At 44.3% G+C, this 12,481-nt stretch carries 8 protein-coding genes; all 8 read right to left on the reverse strand.

The features are described 5' to 3' along the window. Nucleotides 1-74: 74 nt before the first annotated feature. The 8 genes from ppdK to OCV61_RS12305 all read right to left on the reverse strand — a co-directional run bounded on the left by ppdK (nt 75) and on the right by OCV61_RS12305 (nt 12,474). On the reverse strand, nt 75-2,705 hold the full coding sequence (gene ppdK / locus OCV61_RS12270; RefSeq protein WP_158422026.1) for a pyruvate, phosphate dikinase: 2,631 nt from the start codon (nt 2,703-2,705) through the stop codon (nt 75-77). Between the two features lie 138 nt (nt 2,706-2,843). Then, on the reverse strand, nt 2,844-4,103 hold the full coding sequence (locus tag OCV61_RS12275; RefSeq protein ID WP_158422027.1) for a 6-phosphofructokinase: 1,260 nt from the start codon (nt 4,101-4,103) through the stop codon (nt 2,844-2,846). 71 nt (nt 4,104-4,174) lie between these two features. Next, entirely contained in the window at nt 4,175-5,209 is a 1,035-nt protein-coding gene (locus tag OCV61_RS12280; RefSeq protein WP_158422028.1) for an acyltransferase, read from the reverse strand. Nucleotides 5,210-5,258: 49 nt separating this feature from the next. Continuing rightward, a complete protein-coding gene (locus OCV61_RS12285) occupies nt 5,259-6,668 on the reverse strand; it encodes a glycine--tRNA ligase (protein WP_158422029.1) in 1,410 nt (469 codons plus the stop codon). A 156-nt stretch (nt 6,669-6,824) separates the two neighbouring features. Further along, nucleotides 6,825-7,583: a DNA repair protein RecO gene (recO, locus tag OCV61_RS12290; RefSeq protein ID WP_158422030.1), complete on the reverse strand. Its 759-nt coding sequence runs from the start codon at nt 7,581-7,583 to the stop codon at nt 6,825-6,827. A gap of 2 nt (nt 7,584-7,585) precedes the next feature. Further along, nucleotides 7,586-8,494, reverse strand: coding sequence for a GTPase Era (gene era / locus OCV61_RS12295; RefSeq protein WP_158422031.1), 909 nt, complete (start codon nt 8,492-8,494; stop codon nt 7,586-7,588). 17 nt (nt 8,495-8,511) lie between these two features. After that, nucleotides 8,512-11,436 carry an insulinase family protein gene (locus tag OCV61_RS12300; protein WP_158422032.1) on the reverse strand — a complete coding sequence of 975 codons (2,925 nt, stop codon included), beginning with the start codon at nt 11,434-11,436 and terminating at the stop codon, nt 8,512-8,514. A gap of 12 nt (nt 11,437-11,448) precedes the next feature. Next, on the reverse strand, nt 11,449-12,474 hold the full coding sequence (locus OCV61_RS12305) for an SGNH/GDSL hydrolase family protein (protein ID WP_158422033.1): 1,026 nt from the start codon (nt 12,472-12,474) through the stop codon (nt 11,449-11,451). Nucleotides 12,475-12,481 lie beyond the last annotated feature (7 nt).

Raw genomic sequence — 12,481 nt, forward strand, 5'->3', positions numbered from 1 at the left:
GTTTGGACAATTATTCATAGCTAGGGAATATGCCCTTAACAGGACATACACCCAGGCTTTATACAAAAATCAAATTATGCGTTCTTCTCAGCGATTGCTGCCTGAGCTGCTGCCAGACGAGCTACCGGTACACGGAACGGTGAGCAGGAAACATAATCAAGACCGATCTTGTTGCAGAACTCTACAGAAGACGGATCTCCACCATGCTCGCCACAGATACCTACATGAAGGTTTGGATTAACCGGTTTTCCTAATTTGATAGCTGTTTCCATCAGCTTGCCAACGCCAACCTGATCCAGTTTTGCAAATGGATCGTTCTCGAAGATCTTAGCGTCATAGTAAGCATTCAGGAACTTACCAGCATCATCACGGGAGAATCCGTAGGTCATCTGAGTAAGGTCGTTTGTACCGAAGCAGAAGAAGTCTGCCTCTGTTGCAATAGCGTCAGCTGTGATAGCTGCACGTGGGATCTCGATCATAGTACCAACTTCGTACTTCAGATCAACACCTGCTGCTGCGATCTCAGCATCTGCTGTCTCAACAACGAATTTCTTAACATATTTAAGCTCTTTTACATCACCTACAAGCGGGATCATGATCTCTGGGCAGATGTCCCAATCAGCGTGTGCTTTCTTAACTTTGATAGCTGCACGGATGATTGCAGTTGTCTGCATCTTAGCGATCTCAGGATAGGTAACTGCAAGACGGCATCCACGATGACCCATCATCGGGTTGAACTCGTGAAGGGAAGCGATGATTGTCTTGATCTCCTCAACGCTCTTGCCCTGTGCCTCAGCAAGCTTCTTAATATCCTCTTCCTCTGTAGGAACGAACTCATGAAGCGGCGGATCCAGGAAACGGATAGTTACCGGGTTGCCTTCCAGAGCCTCGAACAGTCCTTCAAAGTCATCCTGCTGATATGGCAGAACCTTTGCAAGAGCTTTCTCTCTCTCCTCTGCTGTTGTGGAGCAGATCATCTCACGGAATGCATCAATACGTCCCTCGCCGAAGAACATATGCTCTGTACGGCAAAGACCGATACCTTCTGCACCAAGCTCAACTGCTTTCTTAGCGTCAGCAGGAGTATCTGCGTTTGTACGAACCTTCATAGTTCTGTATTTGTCAGCCCAAGCCATGATACGGCCGAACTCACCAGCGATTGTAGCATCTACAGTCGGGATGATACCGTCATAGATGTTACCTGTTGTACCATCGATGGAGATGAAGTCTCCCTCATGGAACTCTTTTCCGCCAAGTGTAAATTTCTTATTAGCTTCGTCCATAGCGATATCACCGCATCCGGATACACAGCACTCACCCATACCACGGGCAACTACTGCTGCATGAGATGTCATACCACCACGAACTGTCAGGATACCCTGAGCAGATTTCATACCTGTGATATCCTCTGGAGATGTCTCAAGACGAACAAGAACAACCTTCTCGCCTCTCTCAGCCCATTCAACAGCATCATCAGCTGTGAATACGATCTTACCGCAAGCAGCTCCAGGAGAAGCTCCAAGACCTTTGCCCATCGGTGTAGCAGCTTTAAGAGCCTTAGCATCGAACTGAGGATGAAGAAGTGTATCAAGGTTACGAGGATCGATCATTGCAACTGCCTCTTCCTCAGATCTCATTCCCTCGTCAACAAGGTCACAAGCGATCTTCAGAGCAGCCTGAGCGGTTCTCTTACCATTACGTGTCTGCAGCATGTATAACTGGCCATGCTCAACAGTGAACTCCATATCCTGCATATCTCTGTAGTGTGTCTCCAGAGTATGGCAAACTTCTGTAAATTTAGCGAATGCTTCAGGGAACTTCTGCTCCATCTCAGCAATGTGCATAGGTGTACGAACACCAGCAACAACGTCCTCGCCCTGTGCATTGGTAAGGAACTCACCAAACAGACCTTTGTTTCCTGTAGCTGGGTCTCTTGTAAATGCAACACCAGTACCACAGTCATCACCCATGTTACCAAATGCCATCATCTGTACGTTTACAGCTGTACCCCAGGAATATGGGATATCGTTGTCACGACGATATACGTTTGCACGTGGGTTGTCCCAGGAACGGAATACGGCTTTGATTGCACCAACTAACTGCTCCTTCGGATCAGATGGGAAATCAGCACCGATTTTCTCTTTATATTCAGCTTTGAACTGCATAGCAAGCTCTTTAAGGTCGTCAGCTGTAAGCTCAACGTCAAGCTTAACGCCTCTCTCAGCTTTCATTTTGTCGATCAGCTCTTCAAAATATTTCTTACCAACTTCCATAACTACGTCAGAATACATCTGGATGAATCTTCTGTAGCAGTCCCATGCCCAACGTGGATTGTTGGATTTCTCAGATAATACAGCAACAACGTCTTCGTTTAAACCAAGGTTCAGGATAGTATCCATCATACCTGGCATAGAAGCTCTAGCGCCAGAACGAACGGAAACAAGCAGAGGATTTTCTTTATCACCAAATTTCTTGCCGGTGATTCCTTCCATTTTGGTGATTGCTTCCATGATCTGGGCCATGATCTCGTCATTGATCTGTCTGCCGTCCTCATAATACTGTGTGCAAGCCTCAGTAGTGATTGTAAAGCCCTGCGGAACAGGAAGACCCAGGTTTGTCATTTCAGCAAGGTTGGCACCTTTACCACCCAGAAGGTTTCTCATATCAGCGTTACCTTCTGTAAACATGTAAACCCATTTTGCCATTTTACATTTTCCTCCTAAATAAATTGTTCTTTCAACATGAAATATGTTTTTTATACGCACATAGTTATTTTATAGAGTTATCCGGCAATAGTCAAGGCTATTTTTCGCTGTGTCTGTATTTTTACCAGTCTTTTTTGTCTATTTTCGTTTTTTTCCTGCATTTTTATTTAATACCAGGTGTCTGGGCAGTCCGTTTACCATCATCGGAGGATAGTCTCCCTGGATCAGAGGCTTGATATAATCAATGAAATCCTTGGTAACATTGGTGGCATCCTTATTCATCCAGCTTCTTGGAACCAGCTTCTCCTCATTGGCGATCCTGTGCACATCATAAATCCCTGTGGCAGCCATGTAAGGATCATCTGATACACGGTCGATCACGATCATCTTACCTGTATCTCCTTCATCTGCTGCTTTCACCGCAGCGCCGCCTACCATAAATGCTTCGTCAATGTCCACCCTGGATGCCATATGGGATGCACTTCTTTGTAAAGTAGAAAGCTCCACTGCACGGGTCTTGCATCCACACTCTGCTGCCAGGAAATTGGCCAGATAAGTAGCTGTACCCTGCAGCTGCTTATGTCCGAAGGCATCTACATAGTCTCCTACATTTCCAAGCTCGCATACATAACGTCCATCTGCCAGTTTGATACCCTCAGATACTGCGATCACAATAGAGGATTTCTTTTTCAGCAGTTCCTTTACCTTTACCAAAAAACGGTCAATATCAAAAGGAACCTCTGGCAGATAGATCAGATCCGGACCTTCACACTCTTCTGTCTTAGCAAGAGCAGTGGCACCGGTAAGCCAGCCTGCATTGCGGCCCATGATCTCCATAATAGTGATCATATTTTTCTTATAGGTAAGGCCTTCCGCATCCCGGATCACTTCCTTTGTGGATGCCCCAATATATTTGGCAGCACTACCAAAACCAGGAGTATGGTCTGTCAGTGCCAGATCATTATCAATGGTCTTAGGCACCCCAAGGAACTTCTGGGTCTGGCCGGTAAGGATGGCATAGTCGGAAAGCTTCTTAATGGTATCCATAGAATCATTACCGCCAATGTAGATAAATGCATCAATATCCAGCTTGTTCAGGATCTTGAAAATCTTCTCATAAATATCTCTGTCTTCATGGATCTCCGGCAGCTTGTACCTGCATGACCCAAGAAAAGCAGACGGTGTTCTCTTCAACAGTTCAATATCAATCTCGGAATGGATCTGCGTGGACAGATCAATGTACTGTTCATCCAAAAGTCCCTGGATCCCGTGCAGCATACCATAAACTTTGTTGAAGCCTCGCTCAATGGCATTCTTGTATACGCCTGCAAGACTGGAGTTAATAACAGAAGTAGGACCTCCTGACTGACCTACGATAATGTTTCTTTTTTTCCCCATAGTGACATTTCCTCCTCTACATTGGTTTATAATAGTAAATTTTAACAACCAAAGTGTAGGAAGTCAATGTTTTATTGTAAGATTTTGATTAATATATTTTTTACGCCAAATAAAATCATAGAAATAATAGCTGTACATGCAAATATCAGCACAGGTGCATATGTGCTATATGCCATACTCCACGGATCTGTACCGTCTTTCAGATAAAGATCCATCACTGTGATCACAGCCGGATGAAGGATATAGATCATTGTTGCACAATTCCTGCCCAGCCATGCAAAAAATCCGGTAAGAATCCTTCTTTTGTAAAAGCCTGCCCAGCAAAGGAACACACAAAATACACACATAGTAAGAAACGTAGTACTGATATAATGCTCCCGTGGTGCATTTGCCTGCACAGACTCCAGATATCTTCTTTCGTAAAAACTGGTCCAGGTAAATACTGCCCCACCTGCAAGAAACAAAAGTCCCTTCCACCAGCGGCTTTTTTCCAGCTTTTTCTCTTTATGGATCCCTAACGCCCAGCCAATGGCAAAATAAGGAATCCCTACAAACAGATAATTTCTTACGTAAATATAATCAATCTCCTGGTTCCATAAAAGCAGTGAATACTTTCCAAAGATCAGATCCCCGGCAAGAAGAAAGGGTGTCAGGATCAGCATCCAATACTGTTTTTCTTTTTTTACAAGCCAGGCTGCCAGGATCAGCACATACAGGATAGCACCCAGATACCACAGATGGGAACGAAAAGGAGATTCATTGGTAATGAGCAGATCACGGATCTTCTCAGGGGTAAGAAGCTTCTGAAGCTTTCCCTGAATATTGCCTGTGCCATAATAATACACAACAAAAAGATCCCATACAAAATAAAACAGGTTCGCCAGGATCCCTATCCTCAGGATCTTAAGGATCTGTTTTTTTTGTTTCCCTTTTCTTATGGTATCACTGTAGAAAAAACCTGTGATCATAAAAAACACAGGAACTGCAAACCTGAAAAAGATCTTCAGATACATCCCAGCGTCTCCTGGAAATCCCCGATGTATGCTGATCACACCAAAAGCACATATACATTTCAGGATATCCAGTGTTTCCCATCTTTTTTCCATAAAATAAACAGGGGCCTGCCCTTTCACAGGCAGACCCTTTTACCTCCGATTATTTACCTACCTCAAAAGTGAACTTATCTGCAAAATATGCATCCAGCTCATCGATCTTAATACGTACCTGCTCCATGGAATCACGCTCACGTACGGTTACGCAGCCATCTGTTTCAGAATCAAAGTCGTAAGTGACACAGAACGGTGTACCGATCTCATCCTGTCTTCTGTAGCGCTTGCCAATATTTCCTCTGTCATCATACTCACAGTTATATTTCCTGGAAAGGCTGTGATAAATAGCCTCAGCACCATCATTCAGCTTCTTGGAAAGCGGAAGTACACCAATCTTTACAGGTGCAAGTGCCGGATGGAAACGAAGCACAGTACGTACATCATTCTTCTCTGCATCCAGAACTTCCTCATCATAAGCGCTGCACAGAAATGCCAGTACCATACGGTCAGCACCAAGTGATGGCTCGATCACGTATGGGATGTATTTCTGCTTCTTCTCATCATCAAAATAACTCAGATCCTGACCGGATACGTTCTGGTGCTGTGTCAGGTCGTAATCAGTCCTGTCTGCAATCCCCCACAGCTCGCCCCATCCAAACGGGAACAGGAACTCAACGTCTGTGGTAGCCTTGCTGTAGAAGCTTAACTCCTCCGGTGAATGGTCACGGTAACGTACCTCATCCTCCTTAAGGCCAAGGGCACTAAGCCAGTCAAGACAAAACTTCTTCCAGTATGCAAACCACTCCAGGTCTGTATCCGGCTCACAGAAGAACTCCAGCTCCATCTGCTCAAACTCACGGGTACGGAATGTAAAGTTACCTGGTGTGATCTCATTACGGAAGGATTTACCGATCTGAGCAATACCAAATGGAATCTTCTTTCTGGAAGTTCTCTGTACATTCTTGAAGTTAACAAAAATACCCTGTGCAGTCTCAGGTCTTAAATATACAGTGTTCTTAGCGTCTTCTGTAACACCCTGGAATGTTTTGAACATCAGGTTAAACTGACGGATGTCTGTAAAGTTGTGCTTCCCACAGGTGGGACACGGAATGGAATGGTCTTTGATAAAGTCCATCATCTTCTCCTGGGACCATCCGTCAACGGATCCGCCTTCGATCTCCAAGCCTTTCTCTGCACAGAAATCCTCGATCAGCTTATCTGCGCGGAAACGCTCATGGCACTCTTTACAATCCATCAGAGGATCAGAAAATCCTCCCAGATGTCCGGAAGCGATCCATGTCTGAGGGTTCATAAGGATGGCACAGTCAACGCCTACATTATAAGGAGACTCCTGAACAAATTTCTGCCACCAGGCACGCTTTACGTTATTCTTTAATTCCACACCCAGATTGCCGTAGTCCCATGTATTCGCCAGACCACCATAAATCTCTGAACCGGGATATACGAAGCCTCTGGCTTTTGCCAATGCTACGATCTTGTCCATTGTTTTTTCCATAACAGTTCTCCTCATTTTCTCTTCATGATATTCCGCCTGCAAGCAGCGGTTTTATTTATTCAGGAATGCTGTCATTCCTGCTGCAAGATGCGCATGTCACCTTACATCTGATGTTCCTAATTATACTAGCATCCCCTCGGTTTTTCAACCTTGAAATTATTTCATCACTTCCAGGACCTGAAGACTTTTAAACTTTCTGTCTGTATTTCTTTCAACATATGTATGGATGCAGCGCTCCAGTTCCTTAAGTACCTGTTCGTTCACAGTAAAGGTATACAGCTTATTCATTGGCTGGCTTACAATAAATTCCATGGCATATACTGCAGCACCGGAGATCCTGATGGCATCCGGTGCTGTCCTTTGGTCCACACATTCCCGGCAGACAATGCCGTGAAGGCTCTGGGAAAAGAAAAGCTCTTTCATTTCTCCTGCTCTGCGTCCGCAGCTGCCACAGGAAAAAACCTCCGGCATCAGTCCCTGTTCCGCCATAGTACGCAGTTCAAATATGCACCGCACCAGTCTGTCATCAATCTTTGGATTCAAAAGCGCACGTACAGAAAGATATAAAAGATTCATCATTTCTTTTTCATCTGTGCCTTCCTGTCCAAAATAATCAGCCAATTCCAGGAAATAGTAACCATAATAGATACCCGGCTGCTCTCCTGCAAGCTCTACAAAATGGTGGGTAACTGATACCTGGTTCAGGTTGTAGCTGCTGCGCCCTTCATAAAGGGTAAAGCTGCCAAAAACGAAGGGATTGGCAGCTGCCATAAACGGACTGTTCTGCCGCCTTGCTCCCTTTGCAAAAGCTGAAATCTTCCCCCGCTCCCTTGTAAGAAGAAGGATCCGTTTGTCATATTCTCCTACAGGCATTGCAGACAGAACGACTCCCTGTACTGTGATCAGATCACTCATTTTCAGATTTCCTTCTTGTCATAACCAAAATTCTTGATCATAAAATCACTGTCGCGCCAGTCTTTCTTTACTTTTACCCAAAGCTTCAGATTTACCTTTGCTTCCAGCATCCGTTCCAATTCATATCTGGCATTGCTGCCGATCTTCTTCAGCATGGTGCCGCCTTTGCCGATAATGATCCCCTTATGGGACTCCCGCTCACATATAATGGTTGCTTCAATATCATACATCAGGTTCTTCCCGGGACGTTCCTTCATCCTATCAATAGCCACTGCGATCCCATGTGGGATCTCTGCGTCCAAAGCATGAAGAGCCTTTTCACGGATGATCTCTGCTACGATCTGTCTCTGGGGCTGGTCTGTAACAGTATCCTCATCATAAAACATGGGGCCATAGGGAAGATACTTGAAAATACTGTCAATAATGTCCTCTGTATTCTGTCCGCGAAGCGCAGAGCAGGGAATGATCTCTGCGAAATCACAGATTTTGCGGTAAGTGTCAATGGCAGGAAGGATCTCTTCTTTTTTGACGGTATCGATCTTATTGATAATCAGGATCACCGGAACCCCTACCTGCTGAAGCTGCTCGGCAATATGCCTTTCGCCTGCCCCGATAAAGGTGGTGGGTTCTACCAGCCACATAATGGCATCTACCTCTTTCAGGGTACGTTCTGCCACAGCAACCATATACTCTCCCAGTTTATTTTTGGCCTTATGGATACCAGGTGTGTCCAGGAATACGATTTGTCCCTGATCACAGGTATATACGGTCTGGATCCTGTTTCTTGTAGTCTGGGGCTTTTTAGAAGTAATAGCGATCTTCTGGCCGATCAGATGGTTCATTAATGTGGATTTTCCCACATTCGGCCTTCCGATAATAGCCACAAAACCGGATTTAAAATTTTCATTCATAAAATACGTATTCCTCTCTAACAGGTGATCAGTGACTTTGTTTCCATGAAAAGATCTCTGTTCTTTTCTACTTCGCTTTCGCTTCCTACCACGCAGATCTGGCCGTCAGACAGCACAGCCTCCACAACAGGTGCCAGATTGTGGATGTCTTCTACGGTTGCATCCAGGATCTGATCACGCTCCCTCTGAAGCATTTCCTCTGTAACATGAGAAAAATAGGCTGTTTTGGAAATCGCCCCCTGCATCATTGGAGTCCTTGGCACATCCTTGCCACTGATGGTACCGATAATATATTTGGTCATTTCTCTTTCATCTGAGTTGAAATGACGGATGTATTCCGGAACCCCTTTATATACATCCAGAGTACGTGCCAGATGAGGATCCCTGTAAGAAACAAAAAAGCTTTCTCCATTTCTCTTAAATCCGCTCATACAGCCGTATGCGCCGCCTTTTACACGAAGATTGATCCAGAGATAGTCATAGCTTAATGCCACTTTCAGAATATCCAGAGCACCTGTATAAGCAAAGCCCTTTTCCACAAAATTACCTGTCTGGGCTACATACTGTACCTGACCGGCTGTTTTGAAGCCTTCGTTTTTCTTTGTACAACTGATCTGCTGTTTTCCGTCTGTTTCAGTCATATGTGCCATAAGCTTTTTCAGGGAAACAAACTGTGTCTTTACCATCTCCACAGATTCTTTTTCACCGGTATAGCTAATGCTCATATTTTCCTGGCAAAGGATCTGTCCCATCACCAGCTGCAGGTTCTGCACGATCTCATCTTTCTTTGCTTCAAAATCCTTTTCCAGATTTTCGATAAAGTGATAATAACCGATTCCTGCCATTTCATCCTGAAATGCAGCCATCCGGGATCCATAGGATGAACCTCTAAGCACAGCTGTCTGATGTCCTGCTGATACAAGAGATGCCTGTGCTCTGGATTTGATCTGGGCAATGATCTCATAGAGCCGCTTTGTATCTGTAAGCTTTGAAGTACACAAAATCTCACGGATCATAGAAAACAGAAATTCATACTTAGGATAAAGAGCTTTACCTCTTACTGAAAACATCGCTGTGAATTTCTGAGGATCCTTTGCATCATCAAAAACTTCCACACCGCACATGATCCCGCCTGTGTTTTCATTGATCTCATTAAACAATGCACCGTAGGTATAATTCTCTGTATCTACCAATCCAAGCACAGACTTTAACAATCCAAGATAATGGATCTTTTCTATTTCCATATCCTGTACCTGGAACATCAGATCTGTATATCCGATGCCATTAGTACACACATCATGGTAAAGGAACAGACTTCCATCCACCTGCTGGGGATCGTTGGTCAGCTTTGCAGCTTCCCTTTTAATGTCTGTCCGTTTCAACATAGGGATACACTCCAGAAAAGCCGGATCCTCCTCAGCTTCCTGATAGGCTTCCAGTTCCTGTGTCCTTTTAACCATTTCAGCCAGTTCTTTTTCTGACAGACTCTTGCGGTAGTTCTCCAGCTTATCTGCCAGTTCTTTTTCACGCTTTGCTGCCAGCCCTTTTTTGGGAACAAGACAAAGCACAGCCCCATGAGGATTCTCAAGCAGGCAGTCGCGGATCAGCTGTTCAAAATATCCCTCATCTACAGATTTTTTCAACTGCTCAAAAACAGCCAGCTGCTGAACCTGTGCAAAGGGCTTTTCATCACCATACAGCCAGTCACCCATAATGTCCAGTCCGTACATCAGCCCCTTGGGATAAGAACCAAAGTCTGCTTCTCTGTATCGGAACTCCATATAATTGATCCCTGCCAGGATTGCTTTTTTATCTACACCATTGTGGACGATCTCACCTAAAACCTGACGGATCAGACTTACAAATTCCTCTTTTTTATCAAGATTGGATCCTTTTGCCACAATTGTAAAATATGGCTGTAAAATCCCATCCTCAAAGGAACCGTAAATGTCTTTACCGATCCCTGCATCCAGAAGGGCTTTTTTCAAAGGTGCCCCCGGTGCACTTAAAAGGGCATAATCCAGCACCTCAAATGCCAGGCATTTCACATTATCAGTAGTATCTCCCACAACCATATTGTAAGAAAGATAAGAGTTGTCCTCTTCTCCTTCATTCTCTGCCACAGGATATTCCTTCACAGTATCCCTGCAGGCTTTAAATGCAGGTTGGGGAGCAATGTGGGAATCCACATCCAGTGCTTCAAACCCTGACAGATAATGTTTGTCAATAAATTCCAGCTTTTCTGCCATATCCATATTGCCATACAAGTAAATATAGCTGTTGGAAGGGTGGTAATAGGTTCGGTGAAACTGAAGGAACTGTTCATAAGTCAGATCCGGGATATACTCCGGGTCACCGCCTGATTCTACCCCATAAGTAGTATCCGGGAAAAGAGTATTCATGATCTCCCTTTCCAGTACATCATCCGGTGAAGAGAAAGCTCCTTTCATCTCATTATAAACAACTCCATTATAGGTCAGCGGTCCTTCCGGCTTTTCCAAATGGTAGTTCCAGCCTTCCTGGCGGAAAATCTCTTCTTTTTGATATATATTTGGAAAAAATACAGCATCCAGATATACATGCATCAGATTCTGGAAATCCTGATCATTACAGCTGGCTACCGGATAACAGGTTTTGTCCGGATATGTCATTGCATTTAAAAATGTATTCAGGGAACCTTTTACAAGTTCCACAAATGGATCCTTTAACGGAAACTCCTTAGACCCGCACAGCACGCTGTGCTCCAGAATGTGAGGAACTCCAGTGCTGTCTTTGGGTGTAGTGCGGAATGCAATGGAGAAAACCTTGTTCTCATCATCATTTTCAATCAGCATTACCCTTGCCCCTGTTTTCCTGTGGGAAAGAATATATCCTTTAGAATGAATATCTGTCAGATCCTCTTCCCTGATCAGTTTGTAGGCTGTTAATTTTTCTTTATCCATAAATGCCTCCAGTTATTTACCATTGATCTTTTTTATGCACTGATTATAAATACGCTTATAGGTAGTACTATCATAGTGAAGACCGTCATCATACCGTACAGTCTTTCCCACACCGCCTAAAGTACTGTAGCCTGTACGCATCAGAAAGCGGTATGTATCAATATAAGTAAAGCTGTCACTAAGTCCGGCTTTCAGTCTGTTATTAAAGTCCCGGATCTTGGTCTCGTTTTTATATACTGATCTTCGCATAGCATTATTCATTGGATTCACAGACATGTAAAAAAGCTTACATCCTCTTGCTTTCAGCTTTTCTGCCAGTTGATTCATATAGGTAATGTATGCGTTACAGTAGGACAGGTCATTTGCACCAAGGTTAAATATTACAGCTGCAGGCCGTTTCTCTGAAGCAGGGCAGCGAACCTCCGCAAACAATCTTTGCACTGCAGTCTGCTTCAGCCAGTATAACCCCTGTCCTCCTCTTGCGATCATGGATACGCCCTTAGGCACCTTTCCAAAATCAACCAGAAAGGTTTTCTCCATGCCCCGTGTTCTGGAATCCCCTACAAAAATCACCTTACGGTATTTGGACAGGTTTACTTTCTCCAGCTGATTTTCTTTCAGATCCGGCTCCCTGTTTCTTCTGAACATCACTGCATAAAGCTTCTGATTTCTATTAATCCGTATCCTCTGACCAGTTTCATATTTTGGTGCTTTCGTCTGCCCCGGTTTGTCCGACCAGCCCATAAATGTGCAGGCAGATGTATTCTTTATCCCAGGCAGGGTAATATAACCTTCCTTATCTACGGATACTGTTTTATATAGTGTGCCGTTTTTTCTGTAAAAAGATACTTTATTTGTATTTTTGCTGTCTGAAACTGCAGGCGGAATATCCTTGATCTGTATGCTGTTCCCTGATGAAACTGCAGGTCTGCCGTATACAGTCTGGGGCATGCAAAGACAAAGCGCACAAACTGCTGCTGCCGTTTTTTTAACAGCCTTGCCCCATCTTCCCTTTATCCAATCTGTAAACTCCCTCATGTTAATA

Source organism: Blautia ammoniilytica, from assembly GCF_025566965.1.
GTDB classification, from domain to species: domain Bacteria; phylum Bacillota; class Clostridia; order Lachnospirales; family Lachnospiraceae; genus Blautia_A; species Blautia_A ammoniilytica.

What these genes read in the sequence shown, in the direction of transcription:
- OCV61_RS12280 (WP_158422028.1), bottom strand. Translation starts at nt 5,209, where the DNA reads ATGGAAAAAAGATGGGAAACACTGGATATCCTGAAATGTATATGTGCT.
- OCV61_RS12285 (WP_158422029.1), bottom strand. Translation starts at nt 6,668, where the DNA reads ATGGAAAAAACAATGGACAAGATCGTAGCATTGGCAAAAGCCAGAGGC.
- OCV61_RS12275 (WP_158422027.1), bottom strand. Translation starts at nt 4,103, where the DNA reads ATGGGGAAAAAAAGAAACATTATCGTAGGTCAGTCAGGAGGTCCTACT.
- recO (WP_158422030.1), bottom strand. Translation starts at nt 7,583, where the DNA reads ATGAGTGATCTGATCACAGTACAGGGAGTCGTTCTGTCTGCAATGCCT.
- ppdK (WP_158422026.1), bottom strand. Translation starts at nt 2,705, where the DNA reads ATGGCAAAATGGGTTTACATGTTTACAGAAGGTAACGCTGATATGAGA.
- OCV61_RS12305 (WP_158422033.1), bottom strand. Translation starts at nt 12,474, where the DNA reads ATGAGGGAGTTTACAGATTGGATAAAGGGAAGATGGGGCAAGGCTGTT.
- era (WP_158422031.1), bottom strand. Translation starts at nt 8,494, where the DNA reads ATGAATGAAAATTTTAAATCCGGTTTTGTGGCTATTATCGGAAGGCCG.
- OCV61_RS12300 (WP_158422032.1), bottom strand. Translation starts at nt 11,436, where the DNA reads ATGGATAAAGAAAAATTAACAGCCTACAAACTGATCAGGGAAGAGGAT.